Below are 25,043 nucleotides of genomic sequence, written 5' to 3'. Positions count from 1 at the left end.
CACTTAACTCTCTGCTACGTTGTTCAGCGTCTTTCGTTGCTGCCCGCCGTGTCAGTGGGGTCGCATTATAGGGAGATCCAAAAACAGATCAACACTTTTTTTCGATCTTTTTACTGTTCGCTCAAAAAGCGAACTAAATTTACCGAAAACAGCAAAAACGGTCGCTATTATGGCTGTTTTTTAAGCCAATATTCATAATTTAATGCAAATTTCATTGCTATGTTCATTTAACTCGTTAAGATAGCAAGTTCACAATGTTAAATTAATGTTTATTTCTTGTTTATTGGTAGATCAAAATGAAATTACCCGATCAAAAATCTTTTCTTTTCTCCGTTATTCTTGCTGTTTTAGGTTTTGTGGTTGTTAAGTTCGCACTTGCAAGCTTAGCTTTAGACCCAGCATTGCTATTTGGTGCAGGCTTATTAATTGGTGCTTTGGTTATTACAGCACTTTCATCAGCGTCAAGTGAGGAGGCCGAAGTAAAAACAAAAACACTTTATGTTGGCAACCTACCTTATCGTGCTAATGAAGGTGTTGTTCGTGCTTTATTCGAAGAACAAGGCAAAGTTTTCAATGTACGTTTATTAAAAGATAAAAATACAGGTAAACGTCGTGGCTTTGGTTTTGTTGAAATGGCTGAAGCTGATGCAGATAAAGCAATCAATCAATTAAATGATAGCGAATTCCAACAACGTACTTTAAAAGTGCGTGAAGCAAAACAAAAACAAGAGAACGAAGCTAACAGCTTTCGTGAGGGATCTGATCAGTCAGCGTAATAAGCTCAACGCTTAATTGCGAATGACCAATAGGAGCCGTTGCATAATAGTGCAGCGGCTTTTTTTTATCTGTAGTAAGAGTAAAGCCTCGTAGAGCAATTAAACTTTCAACGCGCTTAGCAATCGCTTTGCCTGAGTCAATAAGGAAGATCTGTTGTTTATAGTAGTCACTAATCGCGCTGGCTAGTAATGGAAAGTGTGTACAGCCAAGTACCAGTACATCTATATCTTCTGCTATCGCTAAATTACTCAATACTTTCTCAAGCTTTGCTTTATTGATTTTCTGCGTATGAAATAGTGTTTCTGCAATTTCTACCAGCTCAGTTGAGCCATATAAGCTGACTTGTGTGTCTTGGCTATGAGTACTAATTAAATTTGCAGTATAGCGACTCTTGATGGTTGATGGTGTTGCCAGTAAACCAATATGTTTGCTGTTACTTATAGCGCAAGCAGGTTTTATTGCAGGTACTACCCCGACAACTTCTATACTTGTGTGCTGACGAATAGTATCTAAGGCAGAGGTAGAGGCGGTATTACACGCAATAACTAGAATATCAACCTGTAAGTTTGCTGTCTCGATAAACTGTAGTAGCGCTAAAAGGCGGGCTATGATCGTTTGCTGACTTTGCGCGCCATAGGGCAATAAAGCATTGTCCATAAAATAACTATAATCAGCATCTGGGATCAATACTTGGATCTGCTCAAGTACGGTTGTTCCACCTATACCAGAATCAAACACCATTATATGAACTGACAAACTGCTTACCTCGGATCATCAAAGGTCAGCAGTTTGCCATGCAGCTTTATAAAAAGAAAGAAAGGACTAAGCCTCTTCTTCTGTTGCCGAGCGTAGCTTATTCATTTGTTCGAACATTGCTTTGGTATAATCCACCAGCTTACTGACTTCTTCTTTATCTTGGTTTAACCATTGTAAGATGCCAGCCAGTTCATTTTGCAAACCAATATCGCCCGCTTTATTAAACGCCTGTTTCAAATCGTCATTAAATGGCGCTATTTTCTCAGCAACTTCTTTTTCAGGAGCAGGTTTATATTCTTCATACCCTTTGATAGCGGCTACTGTTTTGGTTTGTTTTAGATCCATGGTAAAGCCGACTAGTTGCTCGTTACCTAAGTTCAGCTCTTTAGCTTGTTCAAAGGCTTCTTCTAATGAACCAGAGAAGAATGTTTCGCTAACACTCTGTAAATCTTCCATCAATTCGTTGATAGCTTGCTGCTCTTGCTCATTTAAATCACCATTGACTGACATCGAGAATGATAAATCACGTGATTGCGAAGACTCACTGACAAAGGCTTCGTTGTCGCCATTTTTGCTATAACTGCTTGCAGACTTACTTTCGTATGCATCAGCAAAGCTAATACTTACTTCGTCACCTTCAGCGGTGGTGAAAGTGTACTCCGCGTTATTACTTAAGCTGATGTATTGAGCTTGGCTAACTGAAACCGCATTAGGTTTAGGATTGAACAAGTCTTCTTCTAATTCATCAATACCTTTAAAGATACCTTCTTTAGACTTTTCGATACCCTCTTCGATGTCATCGTTAAGAATACCTGACTCTTTAAGCTCATCATACGCATCGTCGATGCCCATTTGCACACCTTTACGTGCATCACCTAGCATGCCTTTGAGTTTTTCATCATCAGCACCATCGGCTTTTGCTTTACGAAGTGCACCGCCAACAAAGTCGAGTACGTTTTTCACGATCTCTTCAAAGTCGAACAGCGGTTTATCTTTTTTCTCTTCGGCTTTAGGTAAACCAAGTGCCTCAGCAAGTTTATCATCAAGAACTTTTGCCGCGAGCTCACGACCGCGTTGTTGATAACTATCTTGACGATTTTGAATGGTAGGCTGCTGCAGAGCCTGTTTACCATTGTATTTATTCACATTTGTATTAGGCATATAGCCTAGGTTGCCAATTTTCATGATCCGACTCCATGTTATGGTTAACTCATTATCGGCCAAAAACCAAAGAACTTAAGTTTTTTGTATAAAAAAACGACACTAAAATAAATAACAAAACTAGACAAATCCTCAGCGCTCCCTACAATAGCGCCGTTATAAAGCTAAGAGATAAAAGGTAATCAGCCATGGCGGTTATAAAAATTGATACAACTCAATATGATGCACAATTGAGTGAGAAAGAGCAGCGCATCACCTCACAGTTTCGACGTTTTGGGGTCGAAAAATTAGAAGTGTTCGGCTCTGATCCTATTCATTACCGCCAACGTGCAGAGTTTCGTGTTTGGCATGAAGGTGAAGACCTGTTTCACATCATGTTTGATCAACAAACTAAAGAAAAGATCCGCGTAGATGAGTTTGACCCTGCAGCACCTTTAGTGGGTGAAGTGATGCAAGCGATGATCGAAAACTTAAAAGACAATGAAGTTCTGCGCCGTAAGCTGTTTCAAATCGATTACCTTTCAAGCTTAAGTGGCGAGATCCTTGTTAGCTTGTTGTATCACAAACAACTAGATGAGCAGTGGCTACAAGCAATTAAAGAGCTTAAAGCAAAACTGAGCACACAGTTTAAGATTGATTTTATTGGCCGTGCTCGTAAGCAAAAAGAAGTGATTGGTAATGACTATGTTATCGAGCGTTTAAACGTAAACGGTAAAGAGCTTATTTATCAGCAAGTCGAAAATAGCTTTACGCAACCGAATGCGAAAGTAAACATCAAGATGCTAGAGTGGGCACAAGCGCTTTGCCAACCCCTCAATAATGACTTACTGGAGTTATATTGTGGAAATGGTAACTTTTCGATTGCTCTTGCGGGTTCATTCGACCGGGTATTAGCCACTGAGATATCAAAATCATCGGTTTACTCAGCACAATACAATATTGCACAAAACAAGGTTGAGAACTTAGATATCATTCGTATGTCGAGTGAAGAGTTCACTCAAGCAATGAAAGGCGAACGTACCTTCTCTCGTTTAGATGGCATAGACCTGAAAAGCTATAACTGCCAAACAATCTTGGTGGATCCACCACGTGCTGGAATGGACACGCTAACTTGTGACCTAGTTGCGAACTACGACAACATTATTTATATCTCGTGTAATCCCGATACCCTAGAACGTGACCTTGATCACTTATGCAAAACCCATGAAGTAAAACGTTTTGCAATTTTTGATCAATTCCCTTACACCCATCACATTGAATCAGGTGTGTTTTTACAACGTAAATAAAATCACTCTGCCAGCGCAGCAAATAGCGCTGGCAACTGCTGCTCGCTGAATACAGCTATACCATTGTCAGTTAACAGCTTTGCAGTTAACCCCATTCCTGAAATTTTCTTTCCTGAATGACTACCATCGTAAATAGTATTGCGACCACATGACGGGCTTGATTCTTTTAACAACGCATAGCGAATGCCCTGTTTTTTGCAAAGTTTAAGTGCTTGTTCTGCGCCATAAGCAAACTGCACTGTGACATCTTGCGCATCTTTGGTAAGTACTCTACCCACTTTGATTTCTGCAGGCGGCCTTGGTGTAGGTAAGCCACCAGCTACTTCAGGGCAGAATGCAACGAGCCTTTCTTGCTGTTTAAGAGTTTCTAAACCAGGATGGAGTAAGTTTTGCGATTGCCCGTCATAACGAACAGGGTTTCCTAACAAACAGCTTGAAACTAATAGTTTTTGCATTTGCTTTACCAATAAAAAAGCTCCGCGAACGGAGCTTTGAATTAAATTTAACTAATTAGCTTATTTATCAGCTAGGTAGTTAATTAAATCTGCCATGCTCTTTGCATCACTGATGCCTGAGTCCGCACCTAAGATTAAGCGATATTTACCATTAACAATAAAAGTTGGAACGCCTTTTAAAGCACCTTTTTGTTGGTAGTATTCTTGGTCGCGTTTCATTTTAGACGCCATAGTACGTACAGAAAAGCTGTTGTAGTACTTATCAAAATCTTCAGCCGATACACCTTGTGAAACAAAGATGTCTTTCATATCAGCTAGTTCGTTAATACGAGCACGCTTACCGTGAATATGATTAAACACAGCGGCTACTAACGCGTCTTTCTGTGGTAACACATTAGCCGTCGCATAACCTTGCGCTAAGATGGTTTGAATTTCTGGGTCACGAGGACCTGAAAAATCAACATGGCTCTTTTTGAATTTAACGCCATCTTTAAGAAGTGTTTTAAGCTCTTTCACAACTGGCTCGAAGTTATTACAGTGTGGGCAGTAGAATGAGAAGAACTCTTTTACTTCTGGCTTTTTAGAAGCGCGTGCATCAATCGTTTCATAATGCTTACCTTCTTCATATTGAGCAGCTGAGGCATTTGCCGCTAAACCTAGCGTGGCAGCCATTAATACAGCTTTTACTAACTTGATCATTACTTCTTTACTCCAAAATTATTGTTTTAATAAAAATTCGACTAATTCATCAAGCATCTGCTGGCTTTTGATGGTATTTAAATTAATTTTGTATTTATCATTGACGATAAAAGTTGGTACACCTGTTAAGGCGCCCATGTCTGAATATTTTTGCTGCTTATCTTGCATCGCTTTTTCAGCGCTAATCACTGGCATGCTTGCAATTTCAGCATCAAACACTTCATTACTAATACCATTAGTTGCAAGTAGTGCTTTAACGTCTTTCATGTCTTTAAGTAAGGCACGTTGTCTATGGATGCTGTTAAAGATTTGATCAGCTACTTGTTCTGCTTTGCCATGTTGCTTAGCAATTAAGTAGGCATAGCTTAAGTTACTTTGAGTTTGCTTAGACACACCGCCTAAAAAGTTAACATGACTTTTTACAAATTCAGTCCCTTCAGGAAGACTTGCCGTTAATGCTTTTGCAACTGGTTCAAACTGAAAACAGTGTGGGCAATAAAATGAAAAGAACTCGGTTACTTGAGGTGTTGCACTTTTCTCAACTTTTAATACTTCGTATTGATTACCTGCTTCAAAATCAGCAGCAAAGGCCGCAAAAGGTAAACATAAAATGAGTAGACTTAACTTTAATTTTTTAAACATTGTTCTCTCGACTTTATTAACTTTAAAAATTTATGGTAATAATTTTAATGGTGCTTCTTGTAGCGCTGCAAGCTGTTCTTTTAACGCTAGTATTTGCTGCTCCCAGTATTTGTCTTCAGCAAACCATGAAAAGTTCCGCGGGAACGCAGGATCATCCCACCTTTTCGCCAACCAGCCCATGTAATGCACCATTCGCATCGCTCTAAGTGGTTCAATCAGCTTTAATTGGCTGTGATCAAAATCGCTAAATTCTTCGTACGCTGCGACTAAAGTGTCTAACTGTAACAGTTGATTGTTACGATCGCCACTGAGCATCATCCAAAGATCTTGAATTGCAGGCCCTTGTCGACTGTCGTCTAAATCAACAAACATTAATGCATCACCAGACCACAGTATATTGCCAGCATGACAGTCACCGTGCAGACGAATAGTTTCAACATTTTTATACTGCTGTGTGGTTTCTTTGATCACCAAATCTAAAATAGTATAAAAGGCGTTCTCTAATGCCATTGGCACCAAGTTACTTGCCTGTAACTGAACTTTAGCTGTCTTAAGATATTCTTCACAGCTGATCACAGGTCTATGTTCAAATGGCTTTGCTTTTGCTACTTGGTGCATTCGCCCAATTAAGCGGCCAAGTACATCGAGTTGATCTAAATTATCAACTTCAAAAATACGCCCGCCCACACTTGGGAATAACGTAAACAAATAACCATCATGCTCAAATAAGCTTTGCCCTTCGATAATAACAGGCGCAACAACCGGCACTTCGGCCTCAGCGAGTTCAAATGCAAATGCATGCTCTTCTAAGATTTGCGCCTTACTCCAGCGCTCTGGACGGTAAAACTTAACAACATAACGATGGCCATCTTCTGCTTTAAATTGATAAACACGGTTCTCGTAGCTATTTAATGCCAGCAGCCCTGATTCAGCATAAACACCGATACTTTCAACCGCATCTAAAATTGAATCGGGTGTAAGGTCTACAAAACTAAATTTACTCATAATGCCTCATCATATAAAAAAAGCGGGAAAATCCCGCTTTTTATTCATTCGCTCAGTGTACTTAATTATCGCGCCTTAAAGAAGTTACTCGGCTGTGAAATCTGCACATCAGGCTCACCATCGACAGAAAGTACGAACTCAAACTTCGTCATGGGCTTTTTCAAATCATAAGGATCAACAACCAATGACAGTGGCACGTTATAAGACTCGCCAGAAGGTACTGTGAAAGTTTGTTTGCCAATGTACTCAAAGTTATCAAGCCCTTCAACACGAATATTAAAGGTTTGCTGATGCTGAGCTTTGTTAATTACTTTTAGTGTATAGGTGTTTTCAACTAGGCCATTAAAGTCAACACGGTATAGCTGATTACGGTCACGGATGATATCCAACTCCATCGGTTTACGCATCGCAATATTTGCCACCAGCGCCCCTGTTAACACCACTAAGATAACTAAATAACCAATTAACTTAGGGCGCAGTGCGTGTGTTTTGTTGTCTGGCGTTTCTAAGTTGCGTTCTGTGGTGTAGGAAATAAGTCCGCGTGGGTAATTCATTTTATCCATCACCCCATCACACGCATCGATACATGCACCACAGTTAATACACTCATATTGTAAGCCGTTACGAATATCGATCCCCGTTGGGCACACCTGCACACATAAGTTACAGTCGATACAATCACCTAAGCCAAGCTCTTTTGGATCTTGCTTGCGTGAACGTGGGCCGCGGCTCTCACCACGTGCCTCATCATAGCTCACGGTAAAGGTGTCTTTATCGAACATAGCTGATTGAAAGCGAGAATAAGGGCAAATGTGCAAGCACATAATCTCGCGCATCCAACCCGCATTACCATAAGTACAGACTGCAAATACGGCTAAACAAATATACGAATACGCTGTTGCATCAAGGGTAAAAAGATCAGGTAGCAACTGGCGGATAGGCGTAAAATAACCAACAAAAGTAAATGCTGTATAAAGTGAGAATAACCACCAGCTACCGTGCTTGGCGCTTTTTCGCCAAAACTTATCAAAGTCCATCGGGCGTTGATCTAGTTTCTTTCGCTGATTAGCTGTACCTTCAAACTTTTCTTCAAACCAAATAAAAATGAAAGTCCAAACAGTTTGTGGGCAAGTATAACCACACCAAACCCGTCCATAGAAAGTAGTTACTAAGAACAACGCAAACGCCGCCAACATTAAAATGAAAGCAAGGATAGTCAGATCTTGTGGCCAGAGGGTTAATCCAAAAATGTTAAACTTTTGCCCTACCAAATCGAACAGTACAGCTTGCTGGCCATGGAAGTTGATCCAAGGTAGTAGCATGAACGCAAGCATGCCGATAAAACCAATTCGTTGTCTCAACAGTTGGTGTAAACCCGTTACAGCTCGAACATAAATACGGTTACGTGGATTAAATCTATCATCGAGGGAAGCGTTTTCCGGTTTCTGGATTTTTACTTCCGTTGGGATATTTTTAACCTTAATCTGATTATCCATTAAAATTCCTCAACGCCACTAGGAAATAATACTCAAACATATGTTTGCAGTAAGAGGTTTCTGTGCCAATAAGCAAATCAGAATACATCTCATTACGTTCAAAGATTTCTGAAACTTTAAATCTATATATTGCATTATACTCAATCTATGGAAAATTTCAGGGTTAGATTTCATATACGAACTTTTAACTATTTAATCGTATCTGCTTGCTTTTAAAACAACCATTTTATTAAACTTGCAGCTACCACCTATTCATTTAGATCAAAGTTTATTGGACTATGAAAAAATTTCTCATCTTAGTGCTTATAATTTTAGCACTTTTCACAATTGATCATCCTTTGATCAAAGAACCTAGGGACAGGTTACTAGGTGAGGGAGTCGGTATGATTTCTGATGCTAGTAAGGTAAACCGAAGTCCTGCCGCTAATATGGCTAAAAATAATATTAAGTCACAACTTAATTTATCAAACTCAGAGCTTGAGTATATTGAAGACACATTCACTACCGACGATAAACTACAACTCTTTCACCTTCATTATTGCCGTGAAAAAGATATTAACTTGTACTTTTATGGCGAACGCTTGAATCGTGTTTGTAGTATTGTTTCGAATGCGCTTGAAGAAAGGCTAAACAAGTAATGGACTTTTCTGCTTTAAACAAAAAAACCAGCGACTCGTTTGCTAAACAACGTAATATGCTAAAGAAGCTGGGCAAGGGTCAAACCTTATACTGCGAAGAGTGTAAAGGCGCCCTCACCTTAGATTTGAAAACTGATCAGCCAGGTAAAGGCGTTGTATGCTGTGCCAAAGGTTGCACAAACATCCTACTCGAGCTGGGTTAGTTCCAGCTCTCATCATTATATAGTTGGCTATTTACAGCAACGACTTCAATTAACTCTGCAAAGCCAGCGGCGAATTCATTCATTACTTCATATTGCTGCTGGCATAGTTGCCCTTCTGATAAACCATTATCAGTTGCAAGGGCTGCAATTTCACTCGCTTCAAGGGTAAAAAAGCCTAAGCTTTGCAGAGCTGTAGCCAAGGCTTCTTTTAACTCATCAGCTAACTGTGGCGCGCTTAATAGCTTGTTAACGTAACCTTGCGCACCATGCATAAAACCTTGGCTCCAATGCTGACATTCTTGAATATCTAGGTATTGTTGCCCTTGCGAGCTCAGCTGTAGGCTCACAGGTAATGCAAAACCCGTCTCGAATACTTGTTCGCTGATCTGTTGATATAAAGCCATAAATGCAAACAGCACTTGCTCATCCATTTGCCCATCAGAACCAGGTGCAACTTCTTCTAACCACTGGTGAACATCAAGCGGCTCAGGAGCACAGATCACCGCAAATAAATAACCTTGGGTTTGCGCCAAGCTAAGCGCATCTTGATGCTGCGCTAAAAACTGACTTAAAAGCTCGCTTTGCTGCTTTGAAAACTCAGGTAATTGCATACTATTCAATTAATCCAATTTAAAAGTTAAGCGGATAACGACCTTCGTTATCAGGACGACCAAGAAACTTCGCAGCATCATGCACTTCTTTCGGTAAGCTTGCTTCAGGCTTAATATAACCAGCTACTTTAAAGTCTAGGTTCGCTTTTAATACTGCATCAGCTTCAAGCCCTAAACGGTTTTCAGGGTCTACAAGTACTGCTACATCACCGGATTTACAGCTTAAACGGCCACTTAAAGGACCAATGCTAAACCAGTTATTCATTCCTTTCACATCAATGTTCGGGCTCGCAATTTCGCCGCTTAGACTTTCACAATAAGGCTCGCCTGAACTGTACTCATCTAAATCTACAATCACACGACCTTGCGCACTAATCGGCAAAGGTAGTTGTAAACGTTGCATGGCACGTTCAACTGTTAAGCGTAAAGTGGTCTTTTTCACAGTAACCGCTTGGTTAAATAAACCGTAAGAAAAATCAGCATGGCCTGAAATATCCGCTTTATCACGAGGATCACCAAAACGTACCGTACCCACTAATTTACCTGTAAACAGTGACCACCCCGACAATTGCCAACGCACATTGTTTAATTGCTCACCATCAAAACGTACCTGCATAATGCGCCCGTCCCATAGCGTGCCACTGGCTTTACCTAATTGTAATTGCTTTGGTAAATGTGGCTTGGCTAAATCAAGTGCAACGGCAGCGGGTGTTTTTACCAGCGTAAACACCAAAAAACACATCACAAACACTGTGATTAATAAAATAACTCTTTTCATCGTTTACTTCTCTAGTACCAAACGACTTACACGCACAAAGCCTGATTTGTCATCTTTACTTAAATCTAAATTCTCGATTAGCACACCATGTGAATTAACCAGTTCATCTAACCATTCAACAAGGTTATTAAACTCAACAGAGTCAATGGTTAAACGAAGTGAATTGTCATTTGGCTGCATTTTGCTAATGATAATTTGATAACGATTACGGGTGCTATTAACGATTTGGCTTAAGCTACGGCTGCTCGTATTACGTGCATTACCACTCGCTTTAAGTTTAACAATACTTTCATCAACCCACGCCAACAGCTCTTGCTGTTTTATTGTGTCTTGCTCTGCTTTTTCGATAGCAGCGTTAAGTGGACGAAAGACCCCCATAACCAGCACAAAAATAACAAACACACCACCTGCAACCATTACAAGTTGCTGCTCTTGTTCTTTTAACGAGCGCCAATAATTGATTATTTGGTTTTTCATGCCGCACCTCGTAACTTAATTTCACCAACGACATAATCACCATCATTGTTCAGCGAGCCTTGATCTACGGTTAAGCCACGCTGTTCTAAAATTGCTTTTACTTTACTAAATGACTGGAAATCTTTGCCGCGCGCGCGAATACGTAATTCGTTACGACCTTGATCATAGCGAAGCGTTTCTGGTGTGAAGTCGTTTACTTCACTAAAAATCGAGACAAGATCGTTAGTCAAATCTAAGAAGCCAGCAGTGCTGCCACCTTCTATCAATGCAAGTTCGCTGCGAATTTGACTACGGATAAGCTGAGGTCGCACTTTTTTATTTGGAAAAGCACGCTGATAATTAGCAACCACTTCTGCTTTTGCGGCTTCAAGCTGGTTATTTAACTTATAAAGCTCAAGCGACTTAACACCCACACTGCAAACTAGTGCAACACCTGCTGCAATAGCTGCTTTTTGCCAATAGCCCCACCAAATCGCTGATTTTTTCTTAAGCTGATAAACACCTTGGCGAAGGTTGAATTTCACTTCAGGTAACTGCTTAGCGAATAAGGCTAAAGGTAAATCGTATTGCTGCGTTTGAGCACTAAGGTTAACTGTATCAGGAAAAGCCGTTGCAGGGCTAAAGTGTGCAACATCAGGGTTACCTAATGCTGTTAAATAGCCAGCAAGCCAGTTCCGCTCTACAGCGGCAATATGCCAGTTACCCTGTTTACATAGCCACTGGCCATTAAGCTCAATAGCGCGTAACTGAGTGTTGTCATCAACATCAGGTAACAATAAAGCATCCGGCAGTATTTTATATACTTCGATGCCATGCTCATTAAACTCTGCTAGCCATTGCTCAAACCATTCACGATCGGTCATCGCGATGTTAATAGCGTGCTTTTCATCAACAAGTGTTGGCTCAGCAATCGCTATGAATAAGTCATCAACATCACAGGCTATTTCTTCTTCTAGCATGTAAGGAAGTGCTTGCTCTAACTTACGGTTCCACTTAGTTGGTAGGGTAACTGTTTTAAGTTGTACCTGATCGCTTGGTAAAAGTGCGACTACTTCCCGTGATTGTGCTTTTTCTGTTAGCTCACCAAGTTGTGTTGCATTGGCAATTTCACCGCTGGCAATTATTTCTTGTTCTATTGGTGAGTAAATTAGCCAGTTAAGGCTGTCTTTTAACGTTTGACCCGTACGGATCAACAATATCTCTGTCACTGTACGCCTCCAAATTTTCGCGCCAGTATCGTTACTGTACCATTAGTGGCATGGAGTAAGGTGGTCATCGAAAAACGCAGCTCTGCAAATTCAGCCTGCGTTTGTAGTTTAAAATATTCACTGTTGATACTGAATAGATTTTCAACGGCTTTCACGTTTTGTGCGCCTTGTTGGTTAACCTCTTCAAAAAAAGCTTCTAAATCATCATACCCATCTTGAGGACGTGATGATAATACCGCTTCAGCGCCTGAAAGGCTTAAGCCATCAATAAGCGAGCTTAATAAAATCGCACTTTCTGCAGGTAGTGTATTAACGTTTATTTGCAGCAACTCACTGCCAGGAATAACACACACAAATGGTAAGAGTTTCTCCATAACGAGTGGGTTAAAACCTTTTACCAAACGAAGTTCAGAGGTCGAAGCAAAGTAACTATTTGCCGTCATATATGGGTATTGTCGAGATAAATACTCATCTTCTTCTGCACCCGAGCGATAGGTAATACTATCTTCATCTAACCAATCAAACACACTATCGGCCATGGCTTCTTCTGATTCATCCGTTGGTAAATTCTCAATGTTTTCTAATAATGCCAACAATGCCTTATGTGCTGGGTTCGTTTTATTATTTGGATCCGTCTGCGGATCTGGTTTTACATGCAATGCATTTAAGTTTAAACATGCTTGTAAATCAGTAATCGTGCCACTTAAGGTACCATTATCAACAGGATAAGGAACCCCGCCCTGCTGTGCCCAAATTTGCTCTAAATGCGTTTTATCAGGATCATCTTTTTTAGTTTGTTTTAGTGCTTTAATTGCGAGCTCTTCAGCTGCAAAGGCATACCATTTAGCCTGTTGATGGTTTTGAATATTGCTACTACGCTGCACTTGCACCATTAAATTAGCACTCATTTCAACGGCTAACATCGCAGCCAGCGCCACAATAAATAGCACAATAACAAGCGCCGCACCTTTGGAACGATTCATTGTAGTCATGACTAGCCACCCGTTCCGCTATTATTATTGTTATTACCATTAGCGCCGTTATTACTATTATTTGTTTGAGTAGTTACTTTGCCCTCACCTGGCACCAAAAACACGCGACGAATTGGCTCCTGTTCTATTTTTTGAATAGTGACTGCAACCGCTTTTGGCAGCGCTTTAATTTGCCACTGCTCTTGCCACTCGTCTTTGTCATCTAAAAATTCAAATTTCAGATCTTCAATATCTTCTAAAATAACTTGTGAGCGCGGCTCCATGTTATCTAGTTGATCAACATACACCCGATACACTCGTTCAAGATTATCATCTATCACGCGATAACCAACCGCTTGCAGTTCAGAGCGCGGCAATAGATTAATTGGGTTAATCCAACCATCACGAACAAAGCCAATACCATCGTATTGGCTATCAAGAATATAACGACCAGCCAAAACATACGTGTCTTGAAAATCACCGGCTTCGTTACGCACCTGACGTTTAGTCATTTGACTAAAATCTTGGTCCATCAAACGAAATAAGGTTTGATAACCATTTAACTCAGCAATCGTTTCGTCTGAGGCTTCTTTTGCTTTGGTTGTCGAATCCAGTATTTGATGGGTCGATAACACCACAAAGGCTAAAATGCCCATGGCGACAATTACTTCAAGTAAGGTAAAACCGCGTTGCTTCACTACTTATCACCTTTATTCAAATAAGTAGAAAGCTCATACACTGGGTATTCAAGCTTTTCATCGGCGAATACGTTAATGGTGACCTTTACAAAGGTTTTATCAGCAGTAGGAACCACATCCTGACGCCAGTACCATTCAAAACCAGCGAGTGTTTCAGTGCCTTTGACGCCACTTTTGCCTGTCCATTTATCGCCTTTAGCGCGCTGCTCAACCATTACGTTCTCGGCAACCCAAGAAGCATAAGTTTGTTCTTCAATCGACGATAGGTGATTAATGTGCTCACCGGTTGCCTGCATTGCGGCAATACCGGCCATTGCACAAATAGCCAAGGCAACCATCACTTCGAGTAAGGTAAAACCTGCTGACTTATTCATTACTCAGGCTCCATACGAAACTTTACCGGGGCCATAAATTCGCCTTCGATAAAATACTGTGGTTCACGCTCATCTTTAAGCTCGTAAATCAATTGAAACGCACTGACTTCGCCAGAAGATAAAATAAGGACTTGCGGTATTTTGAGCTTTTGCAGCTCAAGTAAGCTGTCTTCGTCACCACCGCTCATTAATTCACGCCAGTTGGACTGCTCTAGCAAGTTATCTTGTGCCCAGGCTAAATCATCAAGGTTAAGAGTGAGTTCAAAGCGCTCATCAACCTTAATTGGGGCAAACAATTTTTCACGGTCAAAAGTAACCCACTTATCACCGTCAAAAACTAAAAATTCAAATGTATCTTGGTCAAGATGAAAGCCCAGCTCAACCTGATTTAAAATCGCAAACTCAGACGCCATATTAATCGTAGTATGTAATCTGAGCGCTTGTTTTTCGAGTTCTTCTTCAGCACCACCATCAAAACTGTAGGCAACCATTTTGGTGACAAAACCAATCACCACAAGCACCATTAATATTTCGATGAGGCTAAACCCTTTCGCGTGCTTAGCACGGCCAGCCAAACGCAAACGACCAAGGCTTACCATAATAGTAAGCCTTGATGTGTATAAGCTTTGCTCAGTTGGCTGAATTTAGGCATTATTACTTTTCTTCATCCCAGTTACCGATGTCATCATCAGTACCTGCTTCACCATCAGGACCCATTGAGAAGATATCAATTTTACCGATTTCTCCTGGGCTGATTAGCTGGTAAGGATTACCCCATGGATCTTCTGGTAACTTCTCAAGGAAACCGCCATCAGGAAAACGCTTTGGAATTGGCTCAATGCTTGTTTTATTTACTAGCGCTTCTAAGCCTTGTTCTGTGGTTGGATACGCTTTGTTTTTAAGCTTGTATAGGCTTAACGCATCTTCAATTTGTTGAATATCTAAGTGTGCTTTATCGATTGCAGCTTCTTCTTGCTGACCCATGATATTTGGCGCCACAATTGACATGATCATACCGATAATAACCAGTACTACCATGACTTCTAGTAATGAGAAACCTGACTGTTTGTTCACAAAAATACCTCTAACTTTCTTCAAAAATTTATTATAGAGCGGCAGTGTTAGCTGCTAATTGCTCTAGTGTTCCCTAATTTAAAGACCTACAGCCTTATTCATTGCCATAATCGGCTGTAGTATTGCCATAACAATAAACAATACAATTACCGCCATTGAAGCAATCATCGCGGGCTCTAATAGTTTCAGAGACACGTTTACCATGCTCTCAAACTCACGATCTTGGTTATTTGCAGCACGTTCCAGCATTTGCTCAAGTTCACCTGATTTTTCACCACTGGCTATCATGTGTAGCATCATAGGTGGAAAAAGCTTGGTTTGCTGAAGTGAAGCACGAAGGCTCGCCCCTTCACTTACACGTGTTGCAGCATCTTGCACTGACTTTTTCATTTTTTCGTTAGCCAGTACACCACCTGAGATACGCATCCCTTCAAGTAGCGGCACTGAGCTTGACGATAAAATACTTAAAGTTCGAGCAAAACGCGCCGTATTAACACCGCGAGCTACCTTACCAATGCCCGGTAAATGCAGCACTTTTTCGTCATACCAGTAACGAATATGCGGCTGTTTAAGCGCTTGCTTAATGGCCACAGCTAACACGGTTATAATGACTAAACTAATAAACCAGTAGTTTTGCACAAAATTACTGGCGGCCATTACCCATTCAGTCGTCCAGGGTAATACTTGTTTTGATTTTTCGAAGGTCTTCAAGATTTTAGGTACCACAGTACCTAATAATACAGAGACAATCGCAATAGCAAATACCACAAGTATGGTTGGATACACCATCGCCTGTGTGATTTGACTACGCATATGCTGACGTTGTTCCGTGTAATCTGCTAAACGATTTAAAACTTGGTCTAGGTGACCCGATTTTTCACCAGCTGCCACCATAGCACGATACAAATCATCAAAGACATGCGGAAACTCGCTCATGCCATCAGCTAAGGTATAACCTTCAACAACCTTTGAGCGCACGGCCATAAGCATGCGCTTTAAACGCGGCTTTTCACATTGCTCAGCCACCGCCATGACAGCCCCTTCAACAGGTAATGCTGACTGGATTAAGGTTGCAAGCTGACGAGTGATTAGTGCTAAATCTGAAGTCGAAATTTTTGGTTTAAAGAAACTCCCAAATAATGAGCCCTTTGCCCCAGTCGCTTGCTTTTCACCTTCTGCAGCAGCAACGACCTCTAAAGGCATTAAACCTTGATCGCGCAAAGTTTGGCGGATTTGCTTTACCGTATCGGCTTCAAGAATGCCTTTTTTCTCTTTACCTCTGCCGTCGAGGGCACGGTATTCAAATGCTGCCATGATTAACCTTCCTCACGTGTTACACGCAAGACTTCTTCTAAGGTAGTACGACCTGCAAGTACGCGATTACAGCCATCTTGGCGAATACTTGGGCTATGTTTACGAATGTACTTCTCAACACTTTGTTCGCCTTTACCGCTGTGGATCATTTCGCGAATTGTTTCATCAACAACCAGCAACTCATGAATACCAGTACGACCGCGATAACCATTAAAGTTACACTCTTCACAACCAACTGCACGATAAATTGTTGGCGGCTCAGCAGGATTGACACCTAATAACTGACACTCGCGCTCATCAGCAATGTGACCTTCTTTACAGCTATTACATAAAGTACGTACAAGACGTTGTGACAATACACCGAGTAACGATGATGACAGTAAGAAAGGCTCTACACCCATATCTTCCATACGCGTGATAGCACCAGCAGCTGTATTAGTATGCAGTGTTGACATAACCAAGTGACCGGTTAATGACGCTTGCACACCAATTTGTGCTGTTTCAAGGTCACGGATCTCACCCACCATTACGACGTCAGGGTCTTGACGAAGGATGGCACGTAAGCCTCGGGCAAAGGTCATATCTACCTTGGTATTAACCTGAGTTTGACCAATGCCTGGGATCTCGTACTCAATTGGATCTTCAACAGTAAGAATATTACGGTCCCGTGAGTTGATTTGGCTCATACCCGCATACAAGGTGGTACTTTTACCAGAACCCGTAGGACCGGTTACTAAGATAATACCGTGCGGCTTACTGATTAAATCAGCAAACAATTCACGGTTACGCTCAGTCATACCTAAATCTTCTAGGTTCAGGCGTGCGTTGTTTTTATCAAGTAGACGTAGCACGACACGCTCACCAAAGCTTGATGGCATAGTCGATACACGCACATCTACGGCACGACCAGCAATACGCAAACTAATACGGCCATCTTGCGGAATCCGCTTTTCAGCAATATCTAGTTTCGCCATAACCTTAATACGCGACACCAACAGTGAAGCGAGTTTACGATTCGGCTTTAAAACTTCTTTTAATACGCCATCAACCCTAAAGCGAATTACCAGCTCTTGCTCAAAGGTTTCGATATGAATATCTGAAGCACCTTCTTTAATTGCTTCGCTGAGCATCGCGTTTATCAGCTTGATGATTGGCGCATCATCATCACCAGCAAGGAGATCTTCAGTTTGCGGTAACTCATCTGCAAGCGAGAATAAATCAACCTCGTTGCCGATATCTTCCATCATTTGCTGTGTTTCAGAACTATCACGCTGATAAGAAGCCTCAAGCAACAGCTCAAATTTATCATCAGGTAATTGTTCTAGCGAAAAACCATGACCCGCAATACGACGCACCTCAAGTAAAGCGTTAACATCCAACTCACCGCGGTAATAAACAGTCCAGTTGTCTTGATCTTTACCTAACAGCACACCTGTGCGACGCGCATACGAGAATGGCAACCGCTTAGTTGGCAAGCTAACAAGATCATCACTTGTTAGCAGCTCATCATGATTAGCTGATACGTCTGATGCTAGCTCGTCATTGATTTCAGAAATTGCATTAGTCATCGTTGCGCTCATTCGCGTTTTGTTGTTTTAAATATTCTTCGTAAGTTGGTGGTAATACTAAGGCATCATCCCACTCTGGAAGAATTGGCGCATCTTCTAATGGCATTAAATCAATACCATCTTCTTTTTGTTTGTGTTGTTCGCCACGGATAAAGTTATATTTTGAGTGGCTTAATTTATTCATGCTGATGCCATCGCGAACAATGGTAGGACGAATAAATACAATCAGGTTACGTTTACGCTTACTGGTGCTGGTTGAGCGGAATAAATGGCCAAGTACTGGAATATCACCTAATAATGGCACCTTAGAGACACTTTCTTGCACATCTTCATCAATCAAGCCGCCCAGTACAACCATACCACCATCATCAGCCATAACCGTGGTTTTAATGGCACGTTTGTTTACTGAAATATCGACCGCAGTAGCACCACTCACACTCGACACTTCTTGCTCAATCGTTAACTGAACTGCTGAACCGTCATTGATTTGTGGTGTCACTTTAAGTTTTACACCTACTTCTTGACGTTCAACTGTTTGGAATGGATTCGCATTATTTGAGCCTGTTTGCGAACCTGTGATAATCGGTACTTCTTGACCAACAATCATTGATGCTTCTTCGTTATCCATGGTCGTTACAGACGGCGTAGCAAGAATATTAGAGTTTGTATCGGTTGAAACAGCTTGGATAATTGCACCCCAATCGTTTTTAACAATCCCCATGGCTAAACCATTGATACCACCTAGTAATGAGGCAAGTGCCGTTAAGTCACCTTCTTGTGTTTCAGAAGTCTTGGTGACTGTACCAGTTTCGGTACCTACAACCGTACCTTCAATCGTTTTATCGCGTGCTTGCTCAGCTGCAACGGCTAACGAACCAACTGGTACTGTTGTGCCGTTGTTAAACTGCATCATTCCGCCTTGCTCTGAAATCCACTGTAAGCCTAAGTTGATACCATCAGCTTCTAAAACTTCAACAATGATAGCTTCAACTAAAACTTGCGCACGACGCACATCAAGACGCTCAATTACTTGCTCAAGCGAGCGCATGGTGTCAGGCTGTGCAGTAATAACAAGTGAATTTGAATCAGGGTGTGCTTCAATACTTGTTTCGTTTTGATTACGAGAGCGCGTTTTAGTTGCACCGCCTTGCGCATCTTCTGCTAGTGTTTTGCTTACGCCCTGCAATACTTTTACAAGGTCTTCTGCTTTGGCGTAATTAAGGTAGATAACTTTAGTGTTACCTTGGTTTTCTAATTCACCATCTAAACGGCTAATTAATTCAACAGCACGAGTACGCGCTTGCGCTTCACCACTGACAATCACACTGTTAGTTCGACCATCAGCAACTACTTTAGGAATTAGAAATTCTGGAACGCTTCCTTTACCGCCATCTTTATAAATATTCTCAACAACAGACACTACATCATCTGCGGTAGCAAACTTAAGCTTTACAATATCAACACGCTTGTCACCAGCTTGGTCAACAGAGCGGATAATTTCTACTAAGCGGTTAACTGACGCTGCATGGCCGGTCAACATCATCACGTTCGCAGCATTAAAGTTAGCAACGTGGCCGCCATCTTTTTGATCGCTAAATTGACGAACTAGCGGGCCAAGCTCTTGTACGCTTACATTTTTAACACGTACAACTCGCGTTACCATCATATCGCCACTGGCTTGGTTATCCTCAGTGATAAGCGGTACATTTGACTTTTTAGCGTCAGAGCTTTTTTCAATTTTGATAATACCGTTATCCATCTCTACAGCTGAATAACCATAAACCTCAAGTACATTTAAAAAGAACTGATAATAAAGCTTTTCATCCATTAACTCATAACTGCGCACATTTACTTTGCCACGCACATTTGGGTCAATAATGACGGTTTTATTTAAATTTTTACCAACGATATTAATAAACTCATTAATATCAGTGCCTTTAAAATTAGCCGCATACTCAACAGCTGAAACTGAAAGCGATAATCCTGTTAATAAAAAAAGCGCTGCATATTTAGCTAACCCTTTTTTGATTTTTGTGAGGTGTAGCGCGTGAACCATTCTATAAAAACTCCAAAGCTAGTTATTGCAGGCTAAATTGCACATCAATTTGCTCACCATCGCGTTCGATAGTGATACTTGCGTCAGTACTATTTCGTAATTCGTTTATTGCTGACATTGCCTGTTTCAAATCATTTAATTGATAGCCATTAATCGCAATAGCTAAATCATTATTCATTAATCCCATTTGCTTGAATAAAGCAGGATCTTTACCTGGGCTTAAGCGGTACCCCACTAACTCGCCATCAACCATCGCTTGAGAGACGCGAATGTAGTCAAAGAGTTTACCGGGATCGTCTAATACTTCTTCACGCGTTTCGATGAGCGCTTCTTTTACCTCTTCATCTTCAGTCGCATTTATTTCATTATTTTCGACAAGTTGAGGGCCTGCAGTTAATTCTGATTCATCACGCTCTGCTAACACTGGCATAGACACCGTTTTCGTAAAATCTAGACCATCAAGCATTAACGTTTCAAAACGACCGCTAACATCTAAAATTACTCGGTCAGGTAATACTTGAGCAAGCTTGGCGCGAGTGCCTTTAATTGCATCATCGACAACATAGGTTTCTTGTTTTCCTTGAGATTCGATAATAGCAAGACCTGCTTGGTCATTTTGGCTTACAGCAACAATGCCGGTTAGGTTAATACTGAGACGTGTTTCAGGGGCGTTGTTAATGACTTGATTTTGTTTAGCGGCAGACTTTTTAGTTTCGACAACAACTTTGCCGAATAAATTTTGCTCAATTATTTGTCGAGAACTGACAGTCTCAACTCGCTTTGCCATGGTATTAACACCTGTTACTGGCAATGCGCTTGTATCGGGTTCTGGCCATACAAGCCAAAACAGCTTGGATGACAAAAAAGCAATGTAAACAACAACTAACAGCACTACAAATGCACTTAGCTTGGCATGAGGTAAGCCGTTCAAAAACTGTTTAACTTGTTGTAAGTGTTGATCCATAAACTCTATTTCTTATTTTAATTTACTGCTTGATAGCTGGCCTATAGTACCTTTTCATTTTTCATTCAACAAGCACACGTATATTAAACTTTGTAAACAAGGTAAATTCAAAGAACAGGGGCTGCAAGGAATAACTATGACTGTTTCTTTGTGATTTAGTTTCATGGTAAATTTTGCCTATATATCAGCAGCTATAAAAGAGCACAATTGTGTCAAAAGGTAACACTCATAAGTCACAAGACAAACAAGACGAATTAAGCGTGCGCCTTGATAAATGGTTATGGGCTGCCCGCTTTTACAAAACCCGTTCAATAGCAAGAGACATGGTGCAAGGTGGCAAAGTGCATTATAATGGACAACGTACCAAGCCCAGTAAAATTGTCGAGGTAGGTGCAGTAGTTAAACTACTACAAGGGGTCGATGAAAAGGTAGTGACAATTGAAAAGATCCTTGAAAAACGTCAAGGCGCCCCCATTGCACAAACCTTATACCAAGAAACTCAAGCAAGCATTGAGAAACGCGAAGCAAATGCTATCGCCCGTAAGAACAACAGCTTCTTTGCTCCACATCCTGATCGTAAACCAGATAAAAAGCAAAGACGTGAACTGTTAAAAATGAAATCAAGTTAGGTAATGCAACTCATGCAACAAGATTTACTTCATCGTTATATATTTGATCAGCTCGATGTACGTGGTGAACTCGTACAAATTGAAAACACTTTTCAAGAGATGATCGCAAACCATAATTACCCAGCACCTGTGCAAACCTTATTAGGTGAACTACTTGTTGCTACCTGCTTATTGACGGCTACTTTAAAGTTTGAAGGCGAAATTGCCGTTCAACTCCAAGGCGATGGCCCAGTAAAATACGCCGTAATTAATGGTGACGATAAACAAAACATGCGAGGCATCGCACGCCTTCAAGGTGAAGTAACCGGTAGCTCAATAAAAGACTTAATTGGTAATGGCTATATGGTCATTACAATTACGCCGACTAAAGGTGAGCGATACCAAGGTATTGTACCGTTAGAACACGATAGCTTAGATAAATGCCTTGAAAACTATTTTGAGCAATCGGAACAATTAAAAACACGTCTTTGGTTTGCAACTGAAGTAACGACAGATACAGCAAAAGCAGCTGGCTTATTCTTACAAGTATTACCCGTTAATAAAGAAAAGTCGGTAGAAGACTTTACTCATCTAGAAGCGATTAGCAACACAATCAAAGATGAAGAGTTACTAGGTTTAGATGCTAACACTGTGCTGACTCGACTTTACCATGAAGATAATCCTCAGTTATTCGAACCACAGTCTATTAGTTTCCGTTGTGGTTGTAGCAGAGACAAAACAATTGCTGCACTAGTTAATGTAGGTCAAAACGAATTACTTGCCGACGTGCAAGCAAATGGTGAAGTAAAAATTAGCTGTCATTATTGCTTAAAAGATTACATATTCAACGAGCAAGATATTAAAGCCATTTTTAATTAATACATCATAATAAATATTATTATATTCAAAGCCGCCATCAGTGCGGCTTTTTTATTAAAAATAATATCAAAACTAATGATACCGGTGTCATGAAAATGCGTCATTTTATGACACCGGTATCATTGAAATTATTCATGTTTTTTGCCAAATATATGCCTTTTTAGGCCCTTCAGACACTCGAATATCCCTAATCCTTCTGTTACTATTATTTTAGCAAAAGGGAAAACTAAGAACCCCAGAGCTATCCCGTTCAATCTCTCACAATTTAGGTATAAACATGACTGCAAACGCTACTAGTTTTGTTGATCTTACAGCAGCTGAACTTGTCGAACACGCTATTCGTCGTGGCGAAGGGACTCTAGCCGCTAATGGTGCTTTTGTTGCTAAAACCGGTGCTCGCACTGGCCGCTCTCCAAAAGATCGTTTTATTGTTCAAGAGCCAAGCACTGAAAACGAAATCCAATGGGGCAACGTTAACCGCCCATTCGATGCAGACAAGTTTGACGCGTTATGGGCACGTGTAGAAGAACACGTGAAAAGCAACGACCACTTCATCTCTCACCTAGAAGTTGGCGCTGATCCTGAGCACTATTTACCAGTTGTAGTTACAACAGAAACTGCATGGCATCATATTTTTGCCAAAAACATGTTTATCGAACCTCAAACATACAATACTGCAGACTTCCCTGAGTGGCAGGTAATGAATGTACCTTCATTTGTATGTGACCCAGAGCGTGATGGTACTAACAGTGACGGCACTGTAATCATTAACTTCGCACAACGTAAAGTTCTACTAGCTGGTATGCGCTACGCTGGCGAAATGAAGAAATCAATGTTCTCTGTACAAAACTTCCTACTTCCTGCAAAAGGTGTATTACCAATGCACTGCTCTGCAAACGTAGGTGAAGCAGGCGACACTGCGTTATTCTTCGGTCTATCTGGTACAGGTAAAACAACATTATCTGCAGATCCTACTCGTTTCCTTATTGGGGATGACGAGCACGGTTGGGCACCTGGTAGCGTATTTAACATCGAAGGTGGTTGTTATGCTAAATGTATCGATCTTTCACAAAAGAACGAACCAGTAATTTGGAATGCAATTCGTTTCGGTACAATCTTAGAAAACGTGGTACTTGACGAAAACCGTGTACCAGATTTCCATGATACAAGCCTTACACAAAATAGCCGAGCTGCTTACCCACTAGAGCACGTTGAAAAACGTAAAGTAGAAAACCGTGCTGGTGAGCCAAAAGCCGTTGTATTCTTAACATGCGACGTAAGCGGTGTATTACCACCAGTTTCAGTACTAACTGAAGAAGCTGCTGCATACCACTTCCTAAGCGGTTACACAGCGAAAGTCGGTTCAACTGAAATCGGTTCTACAAGCGACATCGAGTCTACATTCTCAACATGTTTCGGTGCTCCTTTCTTCCCACGTCCTGCTGGCGTTTATGCAGAGCTTCTAATGAAGCGTGTACGTGAATTCGGCGCTAAAGTATACCTAGTTAACACAGGTTGGACAGGTGGCCCTTACGGTACTGGTCAACGCTTCGATATCCCGACTACACGTGCTGTAGTTGATGCAATCGTATCAGGTAAACTGGCAGATGTTGAAACTCAACACATCGACGTTCTAAACCTAGATGTACCAGTGGCTGTTCCTGGTGTAGACAGCCAACTTCTTAACCCAATCAATACATGGGAAGATAAAGAGAAGTACGCAGAATATGCAAACAAACTAGCTTCTGACTTCACTGAAAACTTCGCTAAATACGATGTTTCAGAAGCAATCAAATCAGCAGGTCCAAAAGCTTAATACCAAGCTTACCCTCAGATTAAAAAACGCCAGCTATATGCTGGCGTTTTTGTTTTTGGGTATGAGTTAATGAGTTACGAGTTGCTAGAGTAAAGTTAGCGAGGGGAAAGTTGAAAGAGTAAAGTTTTAAGGCCTGGCGTAGGTTGGGTAGAGCGAAGCGAAACCCAACATAAAAAGAGCTATCAGCTTTCAGATGTCAGCGAACAGCCGCGCGGTGTGGTTTTTTGGGTAAGAGTCTCCCTAAGCAATAAAGCCCTGCCAAGGCACTTCAGAGTTGTCTATTAGCAAGATAAAGCTTGAAGGTCTGGCGTAGGTTGGGTAGAGCGCAGCGAAACCCAACAGCGTGGTAATACCATTCCGCTTAAATATCTGATCTAATATAGGCTATATAAAATCACCGGCTAATAACATTGAATTCAAACATATCTGAACAGCTTTTAGCGCTTTCTCGAAAAGAACCAAACGCACGAAAACGCATGCGATTGCTCGCAGTGTCTTTATTTTATGAGGGTAATAGCCGAACCGATAT

27 protein-coding genes are annotated in these 25,043 nt (G+C 41.1%); 7 read left to right on the top strand and 20 right to left on the bottom strand.

All coding sequences use genetic code 11. From position 1 onward, the window contains the following. Positions 1 to 296: 296 nt before the first annotated feature. Complete coding sequence (locus NO991_RS20335) at positions 297 to 776, top strand: RNA-binding protein (protein ID WP_300546080.1); 480 nt, start codon at positions 297 to 299, stop codon at positions 774 to 776. Here NO991_RS20335 and murI read toward each other — a convergent pair. Together murI and NO991_RS20325 are read right to left on the bottom strand one after the other, a co-directional pair. Beyond that, positions 739 to 1,533, bottom strand: coding sequence for a glutamate racemase (murI, locus tag NO991_RS20330; protein ID WP_300546082.1), 795 nt, complete (start codon positions 1,531 to 1,533; stop codon positions 739 to 741). The two genes, NO991_RS20335 and murI, sit on opposite strands and share 38 nt — an antisense overlap. A 66-nt stretch (positions 1,534 to 1,599) precedes the next feature. Continuing rightward, positions 1,600 to 2,718, bottom strand: coding sequence for a DUF5610 domain-containing protein (locus NO991_RS20325; protein ID WP_194442964.1), 1,119 nt, complete (start codon positions 2,716 to 2,718; stop codon positions 1,600 to 1,602). Between the two features lie 164 nt (positions 2,719 to 2,882). Here NO991_RS20325 and trmA point away from each other — a divergent pair, with 164 nt between their 5' ends. After that, positions 2,883 to 3,980, top strand: coding sequence for a tRNA (uridine(54)-C5)-methyltransferase TrmA (gene trmA / locus NO991_RS20320; protein WP_138601224.1), 1,098 nt, complete (start codon positions 2,883 to 2,885; stop codon positions 3,978 to 3,980). A 2-nt stretch (positions 3,981 to 3,982) separates the two neighbouring features. Here the strand turns inward: trmA and NO991_RS20315 are convergent, their stop codons facing one another. From NO991_RS20315 to ccoG, 5 genes are all read right to left on the bottom strand, one after another. Further along, on the bottom strand, positions 3,983 to 4,435 hold the full coding sequence (locus NO991_RS20315) for a DUF523 domain-containing protein (RefSeq protein WP_187491119.1): 453 nt from the start codon (positions 4,433 to 4,435) through the stop codon (positions 3,983 to 3,985). A 60-nt stretch (positions 4,436 to 4,495) separates the two neighbouring features. Beyond that, on the bottom strand, positions 4,496 to 5,134 hold the full coding sequence (locus NO991_RS20310; protein ID WP_138601230.1) for a thiol:disulfide interchange protein DsbA/DsbL: 639 nt from the start codon (positions 5,132 to 5,134) through the stop codon (positions 4,496 to 4,498). Positions 5,135 to 5,152: 18 nt separating this feature from the next. After that, positions 5,153 to 5,776 carry a thiol:disulfide interchange protein DsbA/DsbL gene (locus NO991_RS20305; RefSeq protein ID WP_138601233.1) on the bottom strand — a complete coding sequence of 208 codons (624 nt, stop codon included), beginning with the start codon at positions 5,774 to 5,776 and terminating at the stop codon, positions 5,153 to 5,155. Between the two features lie 30 nt (positions 5,777 to 5,806). Further along, a complete protein-coding gene (locus NO991_RS20300; protein WP_199529357.1) occupies positions 5,807 to 6,781 on the bottom strand; it encodes a serine/threonine protein kinase in 975 nt (324 codons plus the stop codon). 65 nt (positions 6,782 to 6,846) lie between these two features. Continuing rightward, positions 6,847 to 8,277 (bottom strand): cytochrome c oxidase accessory protein CcoG, encoded by a 1,431-nt coding sequence (gene ccoG / locus NO991_RS20295; protein ID WP_138619575.1) that lies wholly within the window; start codon positions 8,275 to 8,277, stop codon positions 6,847 to 6,849. 278 nt (positions 8,278 to 8,555) lie between these two features. Here ccoG and NO991_RS20290 point away from each other — a divergent pair, with 278 nt between their 5' ends. Both NO991_RS20290 and NO991_RS20285 read left to right on the top strand, forming a co-directional pair. Then, positions 8,556 to 8,915 (top strand): hypothetical protein, encoded by a 360-nt coding sequence (locus tag NO991_RS20290; protein WP_054554852.1) that lies wholly within the window; start codon positions 8,556 to 8,558, stop codon positions 8,913 to 8,915. Continuing rightward, on the top strand, positions 8,915 to 9,118 hold the full coding sequence (locus tag NO991_RS20285; protein WP_054554851.1) for a hypothetical protein: 204 nt from the start codon (positions 8,915 to 8,917) through the stop codon (positions 9,116 to 9,118). Before NO991_RS20290 ends, NO991_RS20285 begins: the two co-directional genes overlap by 1 nt. Here NO991_RS20285 and NO991_RS20280 read toward each other — a convergent pair. From NO991_RS20280 to gspC, 13 genes are all read right to left on the bottom strand, one after another. Beyond that, the gene (locus NO991_RS20280) at positions 9,115 to 9,729 is read right to left on the bottom strand and encodes a YecA family protein (protein WP_166339812.1); all 615 of its coding nucleotides are present in this window, start codon (positions 9,727 to 9,729) and stop codon (positions 9,115 to 9,117) included. The two genes, NO991_RS20285 and NO991_RS20280, sit on opposite strands and share 4 nt — an antisense overlap. A gap of 19 nt (positions 9,730 to 9,748) precedes the next feature. Further along, positions 9,749 to 10,507, bottom strand: a complete 759-nt coding sequence (locus tag NO991_RS20275) for a type II secretion system protein N (protein ID WP_138601242.1) — start codon at positions 10,505 to 10,507, stop codon at positions 9,749 to 9,751. 3 nt (positions 10,508 to 10,510) lie between these two features. Continuing rightward, complete coding sequence (gspM, locus tag NO991_RS20270) at positions 10,511 to 10,984, bottom strand: type II secretion system protein GspM (RefSeq protein ID WP_054554848.1); 474 nt, start codon at positions 10,982 to 10,984, stop codon at positions 10,511 to 10,513. Then, positions 10,981 to 12,192, bottom strand: coding sequence for a type II secretion system protein GspL (gene gspL, locus NO991_RS20265; RefSeq protein ID WP_199529356.1), 1,212 nt, complete (start codon positions 12,190 to 12,192; stop codon positions 10,981 to 10,983). The genes gspM and gspL overlap by 4 nt, the downstream gene beginning before the upstream one ends. Continuing rightward, complete coding sequence (gspK, locus tag NO991_RS20260; RefSeq protein ID WP_138601263.1) at positions 12,189 to 13,175, bottom strand: type II secretion system minor pseudopilin GspK; 987 nt, start codon at positions 13,173 to 13,175, stop codon at positions 12,189 to 12,191. The genes gspL and gspK overlap by 4 nt, the downstream gene beginning before the upstream one ends. Before the next feature lie 11 nt (positions 13,176 to 13,186). Continuing rightward, positions 13,187 to 13,861, bottom strand: a complete 675-nt coding sequence (gspJ, locus tag NO991_RS20255; RefSeq protein WP_138601245.1) for a type II secretion system minor pseudopilin GspJ — start codon at positions 13,859 to 13,861, stop codon at positions 13,187 to 13,189. Further along, a complete protein-coding gene (gene gspI / locus NO991_RS20250) occupies positions 13,861 to 14,235 on the bottom strand; it encodes a type II secretion system minor pseudopilin GspI (RefSeq protein WP_054554845.1) in 375 nt (124 codons plus the stop codon). Before gspI ends, gspJ begins: the two co-directional genes overlap by 1 nt. Further along, complete coding sequence (locus tag NO991_RS20245; RefSeq protein WP_054554844.1) at positions 14,235 to 14,834, bottom strand: prepilin-type N-terminal cleavage/methylation domain-containing protein; 600 nt, start codon at positions 14,832 to 14,834, stop codon at positions 14,235 to 14,237. Before NO991_RS20245 ends, gspI begins: the two co-directional genes overlap by 1 nt. A 55-nt stretch (positions 14,835 to 14,889) precedes the next feature. Continuing rightward, a complete protein-coding gene (gspG, locus tag NO991_RS20240) occupies positions 14,890 to 15,309 on the bottom strand; it encodes a type II secretion system major pseudopilin GspG (protein ID WP_054554843.1) in 420 nt (139 codons plus the stop codon). Between the two features lie 78 nt (positions 15,310 to 15,387). Next, positions 15,388 to 16,623, bottom strand: coding sequence for a type II secretion system inner membrane protein GspF (gene gspF / locus NO991_RS20235; RefSeq protein ID WP_054554842.1), 1,236 nt, complete (start codon positions 16,621 to 16,623; stop codon positions 15,388 to 15,390). 2 nt (positions 16,624 to 16,625) lie between these two features. Then, positions 16,626 to 18,191, bottom strand: a complete 1,566-nt coding sequence (gene gspE, locus NO991_RS20230; RefSeq protein ID WP_054554841.1) for a type II secretion system ATPase GspE — start codon at positions 18,189 to 18,191, stop codon at positions 16,626 to 16,628. Further along, positions 18,184 to 20,247 carry a type II secretion system secretin GspD gene (gene gspD / locus NO991_RS20225; RefSeq protein WP_054554840.1) on the bottom strand — a complete coding sequence of 688 codons (2,064 nt, stop codon included), beginning with the start codon at positions 20,245 to 20,247 and terminating at the stop codon, positions 18,184 to 18,186. Before gspD ends, gspE begins: the two co-directional genes overlap by 8 nt. Positions 20,248 to 20,269: 22 nt before the next feature. Further along, the gene (gene gspC, locus NO991_RS20220; RefSeq protein ID WP_138601248.1) at positions 20,270 to 21,211 is read right to left on the bottom strand and encodes a type II secretion system protein GspC; all 942 of its coding nucleotides are present in this window, start codon (positions 21,209 to 21,211) and stop codon (positions 20,270 to 20,272) included. Between the two features lie 206 nt (positions 21,212 to 21,417). On the opposite strand from gspC, the gene hslR reads away from it, so the two are divergent. The 3 genes from hslR (at position 21,418) to NO991_RS20205 (ending at position 24,514) form a co-directional block, all read left to right on the top strand. Beyond that, positions 21,418 to 21,840 (top strand): ribosome-associated heat shock protein Hsp15, encoded by a 423-nt coding sequence (gene hslR, locus NO991_RS20215; RefSeq protein WP_138601251.1) that lies wholly within the window; start codon positions 21,418 to 21,420, stop codon positions 21,838 to 21,840. A 12-nt stretch (positions 21,841 to 21,852) separates the two neighbouring features. Next, positions 21,853 to 22,698: an Hsp33 family molecular chaperone HslO gene (gene hslO / locus NO991_RS20210; RefSeq protein ID WP_187491122.1), complete on the top strand. Its 846-nt coding sequence runs from the start codon at positions 21,853 to 21,855 to the stop codon at positions 22,696 to 22,698. A gap of 277 nt (positions 22,699 to 22,975) precedes the next feature. Next, a complete protein-coding gene (locus tag NO991_RS20205; protein ID WP_138601257.1) occupies positions 22,976 to 24,514 on the top strand; it encodes a phosphoenolpyruvate carboxykinase in 1,539 nt (512 codons plus the stop codon). Positions 24,515 to 25,043: the final 529 nt, after the last annotated feature.

This window comes from Pseudoalteromonas sp. DY56-GL22 (assembly GCF_041414715.1).
Lineage (GTDB): Bacteria > Pseudomonadota > Gammaproteobacteria > Enterobacterales > Alteromonadaceae > Pseudoalteromonas > Pseudoalteromonas simplex.
Note: the sequence above shows the minus strand (reverse complement) of the source record. Positions and strands in the feature narration are given on the sequence as shown.